At 66.6% G+C, this 15,314-nt stretch carries 16 protein-coding genes; 4 read left to right on the top strand and 12 right to left on the bottom strand.

The genetic code is table 11. From position 1 onward, the window contains the following. Nucleotides 1-399 precede the first annotated feature (399 nt). From B1729_RS10475 to B1729_RS10460, 4 genes are all read right to left on the bottom strand, one after another. Complete coding sequence (locus tag B1729_RS10475; RefSeq protein WP_163632637.1) at nt 400-1,377, bottom strand: DUF2332 domain-containing protein; 978 nt, start codon at nt 1,375-1,377, stop codon at nt 400-402. Nucleotides 1,378-1,478: 101 nt separating this feature from the next. Further along, nucleotides 1,479-2,162, bottom strand: a complete 684-nt coding sequence (locus B1729_RS10470; RefSeq protein WP_204318904.1) for an HAD family hydrolase — start codon at nt 2,160-2,162, stop codon at nt 1,479-1,481. A gap of 56 nt (nt 2,163-2,218) precedes the next feature. Further along, complete coding sequence (locus tag B1729_RS10465; protein ID WP_163632635.1) at nt 2,219-2,668, bottom strand: NUDIX domain-containing protein; 450 nt, start codon at nt 2,666-2,668, stop codon at nt 2,219-2,221. A 106-nt stretch (nt 2,669-2,774) separates the two neighbouring features. Then, nucleotides 2,775-3,248: a DUF2975 domain-containing protein gene (locus B1729_RS10460; RefSeq protein ID WP_163632633.1), complete on the bottom strand. Its 474-nt coding sequence runs from the start codon at nt 3,246-3,248 to the stop codon at nt 2,775-2,777. A gap of 682 nt (nt 3,249-3,930) precedes the next feature. Here B1729_RS10460 and B1729_RS10455 point away from each other — a divergent pair. Beyond that, nucleotides 3,931-4,224 carry an ImmA/IrrE family metallo-endopeptidase gene (locus tag B1729_RS10455; RefSeq protein ID WP_204318903.1) on the top strand — a complete coding sequence of 98 codons (294 nt, stop codon included), beginning with the start codon at nt 3,931-3,933 and terminating at the stop codon, nt 4,222-4,224. Between the two features lie 27 nt (nt 4,225-4,251). Here the strand turns inward: B1729_RS10455 and B1729_RS10450 are convergent, their stop codons facing one another. From B1729_RS10450 to B1729_RS10430, 5 genes are all read right to left on the bottom strand, one after another. Beyond that, nucleotides 4,252-5,370, bottom strand: coding sequence for an FtsX-like permease family protein (locus tag B1729_RS10450; protein WP_163632632.1), 1,119 nt, complete (start codon nt 5,368-5,370; stop codon nt 4,252-4,254). After that, nucleotides 5,367-6,002: an ATP-binding cassette domain-containing protein gene (locus B1729_RS10445; RefSeq protein WP_239539591.1), complete on the bottom strand. Its 636-nt coding sequence runs from the start codon at nt 6,000-6,002 to the stop codon at nt 5,367-5,369. Before B1729_RS10445 ends, B1729_RS10450 begins: the two co-directional genes overlap by 4 nt. 1 nt (nt 6,003) lies before the next feature. Then, nucleotides 6,004-7,086 carry a peptidoglycan-binding domain-containing protein gene (locus B1729_RS10440; protein WP_239539590.1) on the bottom strand — a complete coding sequence of 361 codons (1,083 nt, stop codon included), beginning with the start codon at nt 7,084-7,086 and terminating at the stop codon, nt 6,004-6,006. A gap of 173 nt (nt 7,087-7,259) precedes the next feature. Beyond that, nucleotides 7,260-7,862 carry a hypothetical protein gene (locus B1729_RS10435; protein WP_163632626.1) on the bottom strand — a complete coding sequence of 201 codons (603 nt, stop codon included), beginning with the start codon at nt 7,860-7,862 and terminating at the stop codon, nt 7,260-7,262. Between the two features lie 20 nt (nt 7,863-7,882). Then, a complete protein-coding gene (locus B1729_RS10430) occupies nt 7,883-8,212 on the bottom strand; it encodes a hypothetical protein (RefSeq protein ID WP_163632624.1) in 330 nt (109 codons plus the stop codon). A 190-nt stretch (nt 8,213-8,402) separates the two neighbouring features. Here B1729_RS10430 and B1729_RS10425 point away from each other — a divergent pair, with 190 nt between their 5' ends. Next, entirely contained in the window at nt 8,403-9,266 is an 864-nt protein-coding gene (locus tag B1729_RS10425) for an AfsA-related hotdog domain-containing protein (protein WP_163632622.1), read from the top strand. Here the strand turns inward: B1729_RS10425 and B1729_RS10420 are convergent. Next, nucleotides 9,229-9,930: a ScbR family autoregulator-binding transcription factor gene (locus B1729_RS10420; protein WP_163632620.1), complete on the bottom strand. Its 702-nt coding sequence runs from the start codon at nt 9,928-9,930 to the stop codon at nt 9,229-9,231. The genes B1729_RS10425 and B1729_RS10420 overlap by 38 nt on opposite strands. A 546-nt stretch (nt 9,931-10,476) precedes the next feature. Between B1729_RS10420 and B1729_RS20750 the strand changes: the two genes are divergently transcribed. Further along, nucleotides 10,477-10,827 (top strand): hypothetical protein, encoded by a 351-nt coding sequence (locus B1729_RS20750; protein WP_239539589.1) that lies wholly within the window; start codon nt 10,477-10,479, stop codon nt 10,825-10,827. Between the two features lie 82 nt (nt 10,828-10,909). Here B1729_RS20750 and B1729_RS10410 read toward each other — a convergent pair whose 3' ends face one another. Beyond that, nucleotides 10,910-11,173, bottom strand: coding sequence for a hypothetical protein (locus tag B1729_RS10410; RefSeq protein ID WP_163632616.1), 264 nt, complete (start codon nt 11,171-11,173; stop codon nt 10,910-10,912). 71 nt (nt 11,174-11,244) lie between these two features. Continuing rightward, entirely contained in the window at nt 11,245-11,841 is a 597-nt protein-coding gene (locus B1729_RS10405; protein WP_163632614.1) for a hypothetical protein, read from the bottom strand. A gap of 617 nt (nt 11,842-12,458) precedes the next feature. Here B1729_RS10405 and B1729_RS10400 point away from each other — a divergent pair. Further along, nucleotides 12,459-15,218, top strand: a complete 2,760-nt coding sequence (locus B1729_RS10400; protein WP_163632612.1) for an AAA family ATPase — start codon at nt 12,459-12,461, stop codon at nt 15,216-15,218. Nucleotides 15,219-15,314 lie beyond the last annotated feature (96 nt).

The raw sequence follows: 15,314 nt of genomic DNA, 5'->3' as shown, positions 1-15,314 counted from the left end.
GCAAGTGTAGCGGCCGATGCCAGCTCCGTTCGCCCTGCTCGCTCTTTGCAGACTCCGCTCTCCGCTGGCGCTCCGAGCTGCGCTTAGCAACCGCTTGCAGAGCGCACTTCGCCAGCCTCAACCGCATATCGCTGAGTGTCGGCGGGAAGGCCACGACTGAATTGAGTCGCTGCCTCATCGGCCGACGAGCACCCTGTGGTCATCACTGTCGGTCGACACCAATTTCGGATGAGGTGGTTCCCCCAGGAGTCGGAATGTAGCCGCGACAGCAGCACGTTGCCCGACGTTTGCCCGTTGGTTCAACTCGTCGATGCTTGCCACGTCACAAGTATGAAGGTGCAGTCTCTCGGCTACGCCGCCCGCACGAGAGTCGGGCGTCGTGCGGGCAGTGATCGTGTTCTAGCGAGCGGGAGGGATCGATTCGTAGCTCTGGCCGTGTGGTCCGGTTCGTGCGGCTGCCTCGCCGTTGACGGCGAGCACCATCCGACCGTCGGGAGCGGAGTCGAGCTGATCCGCGATGGACGGAAGTACGCGGGCGCCTTCGTTGCTGATCCAGGTAACATCTGGCATGGCTGCCATCAGGTCGGCAAAGGCCTCGCGACGATCGGGCGCAAGGTAGACGAGGACTGCGCTGTGGAAGACGACGACGTGCGATCCCGCCGGTGCTTGCGCGATCAGCGCCGGGATCTCCTCGAGAATGTCGCCTCGAATGAGTTCGGCGGGTTGGGTTGCAGCGATGGCGGCTGCGGCGCGGAGACGGAGGCGTCTCGCTTCGTGCTCCGGCCACACAAGCGTCTCCAGCCAGGCCAGCTGCTTGTCGTCGCGGACATCGATGGGGTTGAGGTCTACGCCGGCTCGCCAGACCACCTCAGGGATGCCGTCGGGCACGCCGATGGTGTCGATCGAGCACGGCAGGACCACTGTGCTGGGACCTTCAAGCGGGTCGAGGGCGACGGTTCCTCCTGAGGTGGCATAGCGGTAGCTGTAGCGATCGGGGTAGAGACACAGCCCTGCCGACGCGCCAGCTTCGATGAGGGACACGGGGCCATCGAGCTTGCTCAGGGCAGGGAGCAAGACGGCGCACCGGGCGGCTTCATTGGTCTGCGTGGCGCGATCCATGACCGTTGGGACGACCTCGGACCAGTTGGACGTCAGCCACTCGCGAAAGAGCGGGTACCCGGCCTCCGGCGCGCCACGGTAGCGAGCCGCGGCGAAGACGAGGTTGGGTTGCCGTTTCGCCGGGGGCAGCTGCTCGATCAGTCCCAGCACTTCACCGTCCTCGGCGACGTTTTGCGCCCACTCGAAGTACGTGTCCGAGACGCCACGGGCCTCCAGCTCAGCGAAGTCTCGGTAAAGGGTCTGGGCGGTCCGTTCCATGTCCGGACTCTAGCGACACTCACCGCGGCTTACGCTTCAGCCGTTCGAGGGGCCAGTCGCGGGTCGCTGAGGATCGCCCCATGGTTTCGCAAGTCGATCGGTCAATGGTCCAGCGCGATGCACTCGTAGACGGAGGCCGCGATACCGTCAGCATGGTCGCCCCGACGGTCGATGAGGAGCGCGCGCATTCCTGCAGCACGGGCGCCGGCAACGTCATGCTCGGCGTTGTCGCCGACGAACAAACACTCTTCGGTGCTCACCCCAAGCTCCTCGGCGAAGGCGCGAAATGCGTGCGGGGCGGGTTTCTGCGCCCCGATCCGTTCGGACGTGCAGACAACGTCGAGAGAATCGAGCAAACCGATCGCCTTCAGCTTGTTGAGTTGCTGCTCCTCAGTCCCGTTGGTTAGTACGCCGACACGAAGCCCGGCCGAGCGGAGTTCATGTATCAGTCGGACGCTATCCGGATATGCCTGCCAAGCGCTTCGGTACGCCCGGGCATAATGTTCGAACAGGTCGTCGAGCTCTGCCCCGTACGCCGGCGGCTGAACACCAAGAGCTGGCAGCACGCTCCGCAGCCGCTCCCGGCGCTGCTCTTGGAAGCTGATCTCACCGGCTCGCCATCGCTCGAACTGAATCTCCTCAGCTGCGAACCACACCGCCCGTGCCTGAGGGGTCGGTTTGACGCCCAGCGATACAACGAACTCGTCGAGGCCCCTTGACGCGGATCCATGATGATCAAACAAGGTGCCGTCGAGGTCAAAGCCGACGCCACGCACAGTTGCCACGGCAACAGCTTACGAAGAGGCGCTTCACAGCGCGGCGAATGATCCCCCCACCCCGGTCAGGCCTGGAGTGCCGAGACAGTTGTGATTGTCGGTGCTAGGACGGCTTGCGGCGCGTGCTTGAGGACTACGTCCCGGCAGGTCCAATGGGCGAGTCGTAGGCCGTTGAGATCCCCGGCATCGACCCATCTCAATTCGTCCGTCTCGTCAGGAGCCGTATTTTCCGGGCTTCCATGCCACCGCCGGACGACCCAGAGGGAAATCACCAGCCCGTCGGCAGGATGCTCGTTTTCATCAACGGAAAGGTCGGGTTCGCCGGCGACCACCACGTCGATGCCGAGCTCTTCGCGCAGTTCTCGGGTGAGTGCGTCGCTTGCGGTCTCGCCTGGTTCGACGTGGCCGCCGGGGAAACTCCAGCGATCCGGGGCATTATTCAGGTCCGGTCGACGATGAACCATAAGTACGCGCCCGTTGCGTACAAGAGCTCCAACCGCGACGTGATGAACCATGAGCGCCAGACTGTCACACGTGTAGGGTCCGCTTTCGCCCTCGGTTTTTCGGCAGCGCGACGTTCGCCGATGCCGATCGGCTCTGGAGGGGACGAGCTCGTCCAGCTCAGTGCGAAGGGATCGAGTGCCCGAGGCGCGATCGGAGCGAGAGAGCGATCCACGCGAGCGCAATAAGGGCCAGACACGCCGCCACCTGCATGAGAGCGAGCAACGGTGTGCCTGCCTGCGCGTTACTGATCACGATGAAACTGATGATCACGAGCACGACAGTGCAGGCGAGTGTGGTGACGATCACGTCGATCCACAACAGCGAGGAGCGAGTCCGCACGGTTCCGCGGTAAGAGCGGTGCACGAGCACTGCAACCATGGCCAGCGCGACGAGAGCGAGCACGGTGATCGCGATGGACAGCGCGAGCATCGGCCCACGCAAATCTGCGTATTCAGGGAAGGTTGCCGCGATGTTCGCTGAGGTGCCAGGAAGAAACACAATCGCCCCCACGCCGCCGAGGAGCAAGACGCCCAGAACTGACTGGATGACAACGACAAGAGCGAGGGACGGGCGGGGCAGGTCAGAAGCCATGCATTGACTTTCGATAGACGACCCATCGAAAGTCAATACCCGACCCGTCTCCGACCCGGGTTTCCTCGACCCTCGCCCGAGTCGTGTCCGCTCGTTGGTCGATCGGTCATCGCGCAGCCGGCGCCGCTACTTTGGATGACAAGCGGTGGCGCACTTGAGCGGAGAGGGAGACGCTGATGACTGAGTCGGGCCCAAAACCCACGCTTACGCTCTCTTGCGCAGAGGACGCCGAATGGACTCTGCAGATAGAACCATGGGGCAATATTCACACTCTCGCCGCCGACGACCGAGTACTCGTGCAGTCGACCGACATTGCAACCGGCAATGCTGAGGTCAGCTACTGCTCAGGCGGTCTCGCTATCTGGTTCCACTCCGACAACAACCCAGTCCTAACCAATTTGGCGGGGCATCGCCTGGAGCTGTGATCACTCCTCCCGCCTTAGGTCACCAATCCTGGACGTAGCGGGTCGATGAGCGCACGCGTGCCGCCACTGAGGCCACGGGAGTCAGTTGCCGGGTACCGGCTTCGTGCCTCGAATGTGCCCCAGCTGCACCGGGCAGACCTCCGCGGTGGACGCGTACTCTTTCGAGTCCGCGACCCGCCCGGTTGTGTCGCTCAACCTCGTGAAGAGCGACTACTACAGGCAGCGGTTCGACGTCGCTCACGGTCGGACACTTGGTGATGCACCGCGACGCCGAACCCGGCGGCCGCGTTGTGGAGGACCAAGCGAACCGGTTCGCGTCCGAACTGCTCATGCCTGCTCCGGAGATGCGTGACCTTCTGTCGACGTCGATGAACGCCCGCGCGTGGGATGTCCTCGGGACGCTCAAGGAGCAGTGGGGTGTCAGCATCCAGGCGCTTCTCTTCCGGGCACGTCGCCTCGGCACCGGGAGTGACGTGGCGTATGGCAATGTCATTATCACCCTGAGTCAGCGCGAGGCCGTGTTCTTTAATCAGAGCAGAGGTTCTAAGTAAATCGAAGAAAGAAGCGTGGCGCATCGGTCAGGCCACGCGGAGCTCACGGATCGGTTCGCGGGTGCTCGCGAAGACGGCGGGGAGCAGAGCTGCGCCGATGGTGGTCGCGAGGGTGAGCATTGAGATGGCAGCGCCGAAGGAGGGTCCCGGCAGGGGATCTCCGCTTGCGATGAGCGCGATGGTCGACGCGACCATCCCGACGCCGACGCCTGTGAGCGTGAGAACCGCCGTCTGCGTCAGCAGGAGCGCGACGATCAGTCCGCGGGTTGCGCCCAGCGCACGCCGGCGCCCGAAGTCCCTCCGGCGCATCATCACCAGTCCGAAGAGGATCACCGCAACCAGCACCCCGGTCGTCGCGAGGGTGACGAGAACGAGGCCACGTGAGAAGCTCGCGAGCTGACTCTGCACGAGGAGACGAAGCTGTGCGAGCTCCTCTGACGTCTGGATCGTCACCTTCGTGGGGTCGTCGACCGCGAGCACGGACAACACCGCATCCGAGACCGGCCCGACCAACGCCGGATCCTCCGTGATCACCACCAGCGCCGCGACGGCTTCGGAACCTGTTGCGTGGGGTTGCGGGACGAATACGGCGGGCTCGAATCCGCTGAGGAACTCGGGCGGCAAGATCTGGCCCACGACGTCGTAGCTCGAGCCGGTGGTCGTCGTGATGGAGCCGGCGACGTCGGGTAGCCCGAGCAGATCCAGTGCAGCCGGCGACGCGTATGCCACCGCGCCGGGGAGTGGTGAGCCGCGGGGTACTCCGAGCCGCTCGAGGTGCGAGCCGTATGCGAGTCTTGCCGGCACTCGGGCGCCATCGGGAATCACGGTGTTGGTCGCGTCGACCGGCGCCGAGAATGCGGCCGCCCATTCGATGCCGTGGATGTGGGCGATACGGGTCAGCACGTCTGCGGTGAGGCCGGCGTCCGCCTCGGCACGGACTTGCAGCGTGCGAGTTCCCGCGGTGTCGATCGAGGCGAGCACCTTTTGTTCCGCGCCGATCGTCCGTCCCGAGGTGAGCATCACGGTCAGGATCATCCCGATCACCACGAGCACTGTGACGCCCGACGCGACCGGCTGGGCGATGGAGGTCGCCCAGGCCTCACGGGTCAGCGCGATGACCTGAAGTCGGAATCCCGCGACCGTCATAGTTCGATCCGACGGTCGCAGGCGGCCGCGACGTCGGGTGAGTGCGTGACGACGATGACGGTGGCGCCCGTCGCGGCGTGGTCCCTGAGGGCATCGACGACAACCGCCGTCGTGACCGGGTCCAGGTTGCCGGTGGGCTCATCGGCGAGCAGGATCGCCGGCGCGCTGAGCAGAGCCCGGCAGAGCGCGATCCGCTGCGCTTGACCTCCCGATACCTGCCCGGGCTTGCGATTCGACGGCACCTCGACACCGAAGCGGTCCAGCAGCGCACGCCCCCGATGCGCCGCGGCGCTTCGACTCACGCCGCGGTAGAGCGCCGTCTCTGTGACGTTGTCGATGACCGTGCGCGTGGGGTCGAGTGCGGCGTCCTGGAAGACGAAGCCGAACCTCTTCGCGCGGAGGTGCGCCCTGGTCGAGTCATCGGAACGTGACGCCGGCCTTCCGTCGACGAAGATCTCACCCGACGTGGGCCGGAGCATGAGGCCGAGCAGGTACAGCAGTGTGGACTTGCCCCGACCGGAGGGGCCGGTGAGCGCGGTGGTGGTGCCTGCGGTGAACTCCGCGGTCCAGTCCGCGAACGCGGGCTCTGAGGCGTGCGGATAGCCGAACGTCAGATTCTGAGCGCGGAGCACGTCAACGGTCCCTGCCGGGCACGCGCACACGCAATCCCCGTTCGACGCCCTCGATGACAGTCATTCCCCGCGCTGCGGCGACCACGGCGACGGGCATCCGCCTCCCTCCTTCGGTGACGACCTCGATCTGCCCGTGAGCGCCGCTGACCAGGGCGGCGGACGGGACGACCAGCCCATTCACGGTCTCAGCGGTGACGACCCGGGAGGCGAGCAACGACTGCCCGATCACGGGGATCTGGTTGCACTGCTCGCCGCATATCGGCTCGCCGTCAGCTCGCTCCAGGCTGACCGTGATCGTCGACGTCGCCGCTTCGGTGATCTGCCTGGCTGCGGCCCCGACCCATGTCGTCCCGTCCGGCGATGTGATCTCGACCTGGCTTCCCGTCGGGATCATCATCGCCTGGGCCTCGGTGACCGGCATGGAGAACATGGGCGCGGGAGGGAGGCTGTTGACCGCTTCCTCGTCTCCGGCCAGGGTGGCGCCGCGGAAGATGATCGCATCGTCCAGGCTGACGCGAGTCGGAAGGATGGGGACGAAGATGACATCCCCCGTTTCGACGACCCCCGTGGCCGGGATCCCCAGCTGCTGCTGCCACCTCTTGATCGCGGCGACGGTGCTGCCTCCGACCTTGCCGTCGAGCGCTCCGGAGTAATGACCGCGGGCTGCGAGCATCTGCTGCAACTGCGTGACGTCGGCGCCTTCCGTGCCGGTGGTGAGAGATCGGAACGCTGGTACCTCGCCCTGCGCGACGACCACTGGACGCAGGTCGACGCTGTAGAGCACGGATCCCTGCCCGACCTCGTCGCCGGAGTCGGTGTCAACCCCGGTGACCACGCCGACGGCACGATTCGTCCCCGCCGGCTCGGGCTTCCATTCGGCGACAGTGTTCAACTGGATGCTCGCCCCGACCTCGCCGCTCTCGACGGAGACGAAGGTGTACCGGTCGGAATCCAATCCATCGTCGACGGGGGTGAGCACGACGGTGAGCGCCCACCCTACGGCGGCGCCCACGGCCAAGCAGAGTCCAGCCAGCGCCAGCCACAGCCCGACGCGCCGCGTCAGGCCGTTCCGCGTCCTGCTCACGTCTTGTTCCCGCTCCCCGGGCGTCGCCGTGGCTCCCGCGTTCCGGTTGTGGTGGCCGGGAGGATCCTCACCGCCGACGCCCACCGGGAGCCGACTCCGGTGCGGCTCGATCACACGACTGGCAGCCCTCGAGGACGCGGGACCACGTCGGGTGTTCCCGGCTGGCTTCGCGCTCACTGTTCGTAGAGGTCTGCCGGCACCTGAGGGCAGGCTTCGATCACGCGCTTGAGGTCGCCGTCGTCGATCGCCACGCCCTCGTACGGCGACCATTGACCGCCGTCCTCGACGAAGACCTCCTGGCTCGGCGGCTTGCTGGGGACTGTGTATCCCTGGTCTTCCATACACGCCACGAGCTCACCGGCGCGGTATTGGTAGAGGTCCTCGAGCTGGACCGTCGTGAGCGGCGTCATGTACTTCGGGTCGACGGGGTATTTCATCTCGCAGGTGTAGATGGCGAGGTTCCGGTTCTTCGTCACCGCCGTATCGGTCGCTGGTGGATACGTCAGCCCCTCGCCGTCGGCCGTGAGCTGCACATCGAAGCCCGCCTCCCGCAGACACTCGCGCTGCGTGTCAGCCCACTCGTCGAGTTCGATGAGGCGGATCATCTCGACATCGGGAGGGTCTTGGATGCCGTAAGAGCTCGCTAGGGCGGTCGCGTTGGACTCCAGGTATGCCCGGATCGAGGTGTCGCTCGGATCGCCGGCGGTGCCTGCAATACTCTGCGGTCCCGTTCCGCACCCGGCGACCGCGAGTGCGGCGCCGACGCAGAGCGCCATCGCGAAGGGCCGAGAACTCGTCAGAAGCCGCAGTAGGCCGTTCCTGTCTGGATGTCGCCCCCCACACCGGTCAGGAAGGTCTTCCAGTCGGGCACGCTCTTGCCGTGGTTGGTCCACCGCCACTGATACGTCGAGCCGTTGTTCCACGAACCGTAGACGGTCACGCCGGACTGGTGGTTCACGCGTCCCGTGGCCTTCGACTGCACGTTCACGTAGGGCAGGGGTACGGAGCACGTCTTGGCGCCTCCACTGAACGACGGCGCTGCTACCGCGGCTGATCCGATTCCAAGGGTGAGTCCAGCGGTCAGGACTGCGGCTGCGGCAATGCCGACGACACGGGTAGTTCGCATCTTTGCTCGTTTCTTCGTTGGCCGGAGCAGACCACTTCGGCCGTCCGGCGGGGTTATCCACAACCACCGTATCCATAGAAACGTAGTAACTACAATCTTCCCCATGAATGGACTGATGCAGCTCCCCGACGCTGCTGCGCTGCACGCCCGACCGGGACCGTCCGGCCCGAGAACCCGGCCGGATTGGCAGATGGTTCATCGTTCGCTGGTGCACAAGGAGGCGAGGGGGCAGATGCTGCTGCGGCGGGTTCGCCGCAGCTCGGAGGACGTGCTCGAGTTCGACCTCGGCGGTCCACGCGGGGGGATGTCGAGCGCGTTGAGCGATGCGAGCTTCGTCGCCGAGGCTCTTCGACAGGCGACCATCGCGTCTGCCCACCTCCTGCACTCCACAGCGCTGGACTGGGCCTTCATCATGGACCGCATGGTCTTCGATCTGGAGGCGTGTTCGCTGCGATCGCATCCTCCGGACCGGCTTCTGATCGGTGCTCGCGACGTGACGGCGCGAGCGGGTGCGCTGTCCTCGCTGACCAGTGAGATGACGCTGCTGTCGGGCGGTGCGCGCGTGGCCTCAGGTCAGGGGTACCTCAGAGTCGTCGCAGCCAACGTCTACGCCCGGCTCAGATCGAACATCCCTCCACGCGAGCCGGTGCCATCCACCCGCCGCAAGGCCGAGCCGATCACCCTCCGCAATGTCGCCGTCCACCCGCCCGACCGCTCTCGTTGGCGGGTCGAGGTCGACGAATCCGACCCGCTCTTCTTCGACCACGCGGTCGACCACCTACCGGGGATGGTGATCTTCGAAGCAGCCTGCATCGGCGCCGCGACGGCATCCGTGGTCCATGGTCCGCGCATCCAACATTTCGACGGAAGCTTCCACCGCTACGTGGAGTTCGATGAGCGACTGGAATTGGTTGTCGCGTCGAGGGAGGCGCAAGGTCCGGGGGAGCGCATCCGCATCCAGGCTCTGACCGGTGACGACGACGCCATGGCGATGTCGGCGACCGTCCGCGTGGCCCCTACCCGGGCGTGCCTTCCCGCGCATTGTCCCGGATGAGTGCGTCGGCGGAGGAGATGGCGGGATGCCCGGGGTCACGCGCGATTCCAGCGAGGAGGAGGGGCCACATGCGTCCCAGGCGGTCGATGAGGTCGGCGCTGCCGGCGACAGCGGCCGACACGAACTGCGTCCCGGTGAAGGACGCGATCACCAACTCGGCTGCGGCGTCGAGGTCCAGGTCTGCGCGTGTGTCGCCGGCGTCGCGGGCGCGTTCGAGCAGGGCGCGGCAAGCGCTTATCCAGTCGCGGTACGGTGCCTCGGATGCGCCGGCGAGTTCGTCGGCGGACTCGGTGCTCAAACGTAGCCCGGCCTGCACGATCGGTTCGGTCAGGATCTGGTTCGCCAGTCGTCCGGAGAGGCGCACCACGCTCGCGAGCCCTGATTCGCTCGAGATCAGGAACGGCGTACCGATCTCGCTGGACATCTCGTGCTGTCGCCGGATGACCTCTTCGGCGAGCTCGCGTTTGGACTCGAAGTGGAAATAGAGTGCGCCCTGGGTGACGCCGGCTTCCTTGGTGATGTCCCTCAAGGTCGTGGCGCGATAGCCCTGTCGACCGAAGACCGTGGCGGCGGCGTTGACAAGGGTCTCTCGGGTTTCAGCAGCGCGCTGCTGTTGGACCATGACTGCCCCCTTCCATAAGAGCGTAGTGCCTACCTTTTTCATCTCCCGGAATGTGACATGCAATCTCGAACGCTCATCACCGGTGCGACCGGCTTCGTCGGGACCGCGGTATCCCGCGTGGCACGATCACGCTCACTGCGGCTGACCTCTCGCAGCGGTGGCGGCGACGGGTCCGTCGATGCTGTCGACGTCACGCAGTTGTCCGAGGTGCTCGACGCCGCTCGCGGGGTCGACTCGATAGTCCATTGTGTCTCGTATGTCGGAACCGACTCGGCGCTCGCGTGGCATGTCAACGACGGCGGCACGCGTGTGCTCCTTCAGGCGGCGACGCGGCTGGGTATCTCCAACATCACCTATGTGAGCACGACGGGCGTGTACGGTCGGGGAGCGTTCTCGGGCGCGGATGAGTCGACTCCGACTGCGCCGTCGTCGGCGGCGAGTCACAGTCGCCTGTCCGCGGAGCGCCGGATCATCGCCGCCGGGGGTTCGGTGATTCGCCCTCACCTGGTCTACGGCCGAGGGGATCGATGGTTCATTCCGGGACTGCTCCACGTCGCCGCGCGAGTGGGCGGCCTACCGAGTGCGTCCATGATCTCGACGATCAGCGTCGAGAGCCTCGCGTCGCAGGTCTGGGCGCTGCATGAGGGTGCGAGCGCTGTGGTGAACGCTGTCCACGACCTGCCGAGTTCACCTCTCGCGATCCTCTGGGCAACCACCGCGCGACTCGGGCTCGGCCGGACTAGTCCGGCCCAGCCGCTCAAGATCCGCGAACGCCTCGCCGAGGCGGGTCTCTCCGACCACCAGATCGACATGCTGACGCAGCCGAACTGGTTCTCTTCTCAGGGTCAGCGGGGTGCCCTGGCCGGCTTCTCGTCGAGGCCGTTTCGGCTGCAGTCGGACGCGATCGAATGGTACCGAGCGCAATACGGCAAACGGTGACTCACCGACTGCCCGTGGTGGCACGGGGTGGGCGAAGGGTGATGGCGGTGGCCGGTGCGCCGGCGACCGGTGCACCATTCCGTCAGGGTTGGAGCGCCGCGATGAGGATCGCAGCGAACAGAAGCCCATTCAACGTCACGACCACGGCCGGGCCGATCTGCAGACCGCGCTGGGAGATCATGTAGAGCCCTCTCGCGGCGGACACCACTGCAAATGCTGCGGCGATCAGCATCGCCCACGGTGCGAACACGGCACCGACGATCACCGCGAGCACCGTGCCTGCAGCGAGGGCGAGTGCCAGGGCTGACGAATCGAGTGCTGTCGGTGTATCGCGCTCCGCCTGCATAGTTGCCCTTCCTGGTGGTCCGGGGCTGGTGCGGTCGGTACATCGTAACGCCGCACCAGCCCCAGTCGCGGTCAGAGTCCGCAGACGAAATCGCCGAAGTCGGCGCCGCCGGTGTGAACCGTGCGCGCGCAGTAGGTCGGCTGCTGGACATCGACGCCGGCGATGTTCAGCTTGAAGGTGTAGGCGCCGTAGACCTTGCCCACGTTGGAGGAGATGCCCTTGCCTGTCGTCCTGCCGTCGTAGCGCCAGCCGAGCGCGCTCGTCTTTCCACCGCCATCGAGGAAGCTGACGCTGCTCACGGTGCTACCCGTACGGCAGGCCTGTCCCGTCGTCCAGAAGTCCCCGAGCTTCCCTCCGAGGCTGTTGTAGAACGCGCCACGGTACGTGTAGGAGGAGCACGCAGCGGCGGCAACGGCGGCGAGGCTCACGGAGTCCGTCGAGACCGACGGGGCGGCGTTGGTGATGGGCGCGGGGGAGACGGACTTCGACACCTCGACCTTGCCGACCGAGGTCCACGCGTCGAACAGCGCACGATCACCCGTCGACAGGGTGGAGAGCGTCGCCGCCGGGTCCTCGGCGTAATAGACCTTCTCGAAGACCGCTTCCGCCTGCTTGCTCTTGGAGCTGTCGCCTGCGGAACCGGTCGCGGCCTGTGCAGGCGCCGCCATCCCGAAGCAGAGAACCGCTGCTGCTGCCGATGCCAGGACCGCACTCATCACGCCGCGTGCTCGCTTCGGCGTCGCTTGATCAATCATGAAAACCCCTGCCTGAATCTGGTTTTCGGCTCCGCCTAGCGGAGACCGAGAGGTCTGCGGAGACCTCGCTCGAACATGATCGTGCGCTCTACTATGTTTCAAGAACCAATCCGAGCGCATTCGCGACGCGTCGGTTCGGACACGAAGCGCACGGATCTGGAGCAGGTGGGTCGTCAGCGCGGTGCTCGGCCACCCTGCCGCCGTGGTCCCCGTCCGTCGACTGGCCCGTTCAGCCTCTGCTGCTCGATCGGGCAGTCGTTTTGAGGTGCGAGGGTGGCGTGGTGGTCGTCTCGTCCATTCGACGCGAAGCTTGCCTCTGGGCAACCGGCCGGTTGAGGCGAGGGTTCCGCCCGAATAGCCCGCCCGATGAACATGCCCGCCAAGGCGCCTCAAACGCACGCCGACCGTCTCCGGCTCACGCTGAAGCTTCTGCCGCGAAGACACCGGCAGCTCGACTGGAACCGAGCCAAGACGAAGACCAAGAAAAGCAATGCACGTAGGCACCATGCCTGGTGGTGACACAGCTACGCATGTATTCTGTCGTCATGCGGGGAGGCCTGCGGAGCTGGAAGCGGGGAGTGGACTCCCGCGGCATCCGTAATGCCATCTCGTACGCGTTCGACGGAACCTGTGACGCGCATCACCGCGAACCCCTGGGCGCTGCGGCGGCCGCGCGCTACGGAGGTCGCGACGAGGCGACCGTCACCCGCTACACCGTCGTCGCTGGCGCGATTGCCCGCGATGAACTCGACGCTCCCGCGCTGCGCCGCTGGATCCAAGGGGAGAATCCCGCCACCGGCGAGCCGCGCGGACTGGTGCACCGCGCCGAGAACTCGGACCTAATGCTTGACGGCACCATCAACTTCCCGAAGTCTTACAGCATCGCCGCCTTGCTCGACCCGGAGCTCGCCGCCGAGTTCGAAACCCTGCAAGACCGCATGCGCGACCGGACCATCACGCTCTGGCAGCGCGAACTCAACGCTCGCCGCGGGCATGGCGGCAGCATCCGCGAAGACATCGCCAGGCTCGAGGTCGTCGAGCTGCGGCACCGCCGGTCGCGTGCGCTCGACCCGCACATCCACCGGCACCTGTGGCTGAGCATGAAGGTCCAGGGCGTCGACGGCAAGTGGTCGAGCCTCGACTCGCGGGTGGCGATGAAGTTCCACACCGTGGTCAACGCCGAGGGTGAGCTCGCTGCGCGCACAGACCCGCAATGGATCGCCGCTCTCGCGGCCCACGGTTACACGCTCGACGAGGACGGCGAGATCGGGCAGCTCGCGCACATCGTCCGTCCGCTGTCACGCCGCTCGAACAAGATCGAGACCAACCGGGCGCGCCTGATCGCAGCCTGGCGAGGCGAGCACCCCGGTCGCGAGCCGCGCGCCGAAGACCTGCACCACATCGACGAGCTCGCGTGGGCGCAGGGACGCCCGGGCAAGCCGGCGCACCTCGACGAAGCCGAGTGGCAACGGCGGGTGCGCGCCGAGCTCGCCGACATCGACCCGCTCCTGCTCGGACACCGCAGCCCTGCCCGGCTCGAGCCGACGTCGCTCGCCGATCTCGACCGTGACCTGCTCGTGCAGATGGCGATCGTGGATGCCGATGCTCGATCGGTCTCGAGCAGCGGCCGCTTCTCGTCATGGGACATCCGCGCGGGAGCCATCCGCGCCGTCTCGCGAAGCGGGGTGAGCGCCGATCGCGCGACGCTCGACGAACTGATCGACGACGTGATCGCGCGCGCACTCGACGACACGCTCGACCTCGTGCCCGACGATTCGAGCAAGCCACCGCACATCAAGGCGCTCATGGCGTCGCAGACCGTGCTGCTCAAGCTCCGCGTCGGCAACCGCTTCGCACGCCTCGCCGCGCCCGGCGCGCTGCCGCAACAAGAGCAGATGCGCGAGCTCGCGCGCCGGCAGGGCAGCATGCTCGACGAGGCGCAACTGGCCGCGGCGTCCGCTATTGCCGGCACCGGCCGACTCGTCTCGATCACCGGCCCGGCCGGATCGGGAAAGACGACGCTGCTTCGCGTCGCACGCGACGCGCTCGCCCTGCAACGCCGAGCCGTGGTCTTCGTTGCACCCACGAAGAAGGCCGCCGTCGTCGCCGAGCGCGAAGTGGGCGCCGCGGCCTCGAGTCTGCACGCACTGCTCGCGGACTACGGATGGCGCTGGGGCGACGACGCGGCGGGCGGCCAAGTGTGGTCCCGCCTGACCCTTGGGGCGATCGACGACGCGACCGGCCGCCCCTATCTCGGACCGCAGCGTTTCGTGCTGCGCCGCGGCGATCGCGTGGTCGTCGACGAGGCCGGCATGGTCGACCTGCAGTCCGCGGACGCCTTCGGAGCCGTGCTCGAGGAGACGGGCGCGGGAATCGCGATGATCGGCGATCCCCGCCAGGCCGCACCGGTCGGCCATGCCGGAGCGATGGCGTTGCTCACGCGCCACGCGAACCAGGTGGTCGAGCTCCGCTCCGTGCATCGCTTCGCTGATCCGGCGTACGGCGATCTCACGCTGCGGCTGCGCGACGTGTCGACATCCGCCGACGCGCTTGCGGTTGCGGAGGAGCTCCAGGCCCGCGGTCACGTGGCACGAGTCGCAAGCACGGATGCCGCGCACGATGCGATGGTCGGCGTGTGGTTCGACCGGGTCGGTCGGGGCGAACGTGTCGCGCTCGTCGTCGCAACGAACGACGACGCCGACGCGATCAGCGAGGCGATCCAGCAGCGCCGGCTCGAGGCTGGGGAACTCGGAACGGATGCTGTCGCGCTCGGCCGTGGCGGGCAGCGAATGCTCGTCGGCGACATCATCCAGACGCGGCGCAACGATCGCGCCACCGACGTGCAGAACCGTGCAACGTGGACCATTACCGGCATCGACGATGATCGGATCGCGCTCACGAACCTCGCCGACTCGACGGAGCGGCGCACGATCCGCACCGAGTACGCGGCCGAGCACGCGCATCTCGCCTACGCCTCGACCGTTCACGGCATCCAGGGTGAGACGGTCGACGCGTCAATCGTCGGTCCAGGAGTCGACGCCGCCGGCCTCTATGTCGGCCTCACGCGCGGGCGTCGATGGAACGAGGCGATCGTGGTCGCCGGATCCGCGGATGCTACGCGCGCTGAGCTTGCGGTCGCGATGCGTCGCGGCATCCCGGAGCCGACGATCGAGGACTCGCGCCGAGCCGCTCAGATCGACCTCAGCCGGGCCGCGCGGCGCGTCGTGGCACCCGACTGGACAGGACCGACGGTGCACCCCGCGGCGACCCGTGGCGGGCTGGGGTTCTAAGCGCGAACCTCGTCGCCACGTAGCGCGCTGCCCAATCACCACACAGAAATAGACGCACGGAGTATATTTCTATGTGGTCCCGCTCTGGAGGTGAAT

It is taken from the genome of Microbacterium sp. B35-04 (genome assembly GCF_010634885.1).
GTDB lineage: Bacteria > Actinomycetota > Actinomycetes > Actinomycetales > Microbacteriaceae > Microbacterium.
This window is presented reverse-complemented; position numbering and strand designations above follow the sequence as displayed.

Coding starts and splice junctions, on each gene's coding strand:
- B1729_RS10475 (WP_163632637.1), bottom strand. CDS start 1,377: ATGGAACGGACCGCCCAGACCCTTTACCGAGACTTCGCTGAGCTGGAG.
- B1729_RS10465 (WP_163632635.1), bottom strand. CDS start 2,668: ATGGTTCATCACGTCGCGGTTGGAGCTCTTGTACGCAACGGGCGCGTA.
- B1729_RS10460 (WP_163632633.1), bottom strand. CDS start 3,248: ATGGCTTCTGACCTGCCCCGCCCGTCCCTCGCTCTTGTCGTTGTCATC.
- B1729_RS10455 (WP_204318903.1), top strand. CDS start 3,931: ATGCACCGCGACGCCGAACCCGGCGGCCGCGTTGTGGAGGACCAAGCG.
- B1729_RS10450 (WP_163632632.1), bottom strand. CDS start 5,370: ATGACGGTCGCGGGATTCCGACTTCAGGTCATCGCGCTGACCCGTGAG.
- B1729_RS10435 (WP_163632626.1), bottom strand. CDS start 7,862: ATGGCGCTCTGCGTCGGCGCCGCACTCGCGGTCGCCGGGTGCGGAACG.
- B1729_RS10430 (WP_163632624.1), bottom strand. CDS start 8,212: ATGCGAACTACCCGTGTCGTCGGCATTGCCGCAGCCGCAGTCCTGACC.
- B1729_RS10425 (WP_163632622.1), top strand. CDS start 8,403: ATGGTTCATCGTTCGCTGGTGCACAAGGAGGCGAGGGGGCAGATGCTG.
- B1729_RS10420 (WP_163632620.1), bottom strand. CDS start 9,930: ATGAAAAAGGTAGGCACTACGCTCTTATGGAAGGGGGCAGTCATGGTC.
- B1729_RS20750 (WP_239539589.1), top strand. CDS start 10,477: ATGATCTCGACGATCAGCGTCGAGAGCCTCGCGTCGCAGGTCTGGGCG.
- B1729_RS10410 (WP_163632616.1), bottom strand. CDS start 11,173: ATGCAGGCGGAGCGCGATACACCGACAGCACTCGATTCGTCAGCCCTG.
- B1729_RS10405 (WP_163632614.1), bottom strand. CDS start 11,841: ATGGCGGCGCCTGCACAGGCCGCGACCGGTTCCGCAGGCGACAGCTCC.
- B1729_RS10400 (WP_163632612.1), top strand. CDS start 12,459: ATGTATTCTGTCGTCATGCGGGGAGGCCTGCGGAGCTGGAAGCGGGGA.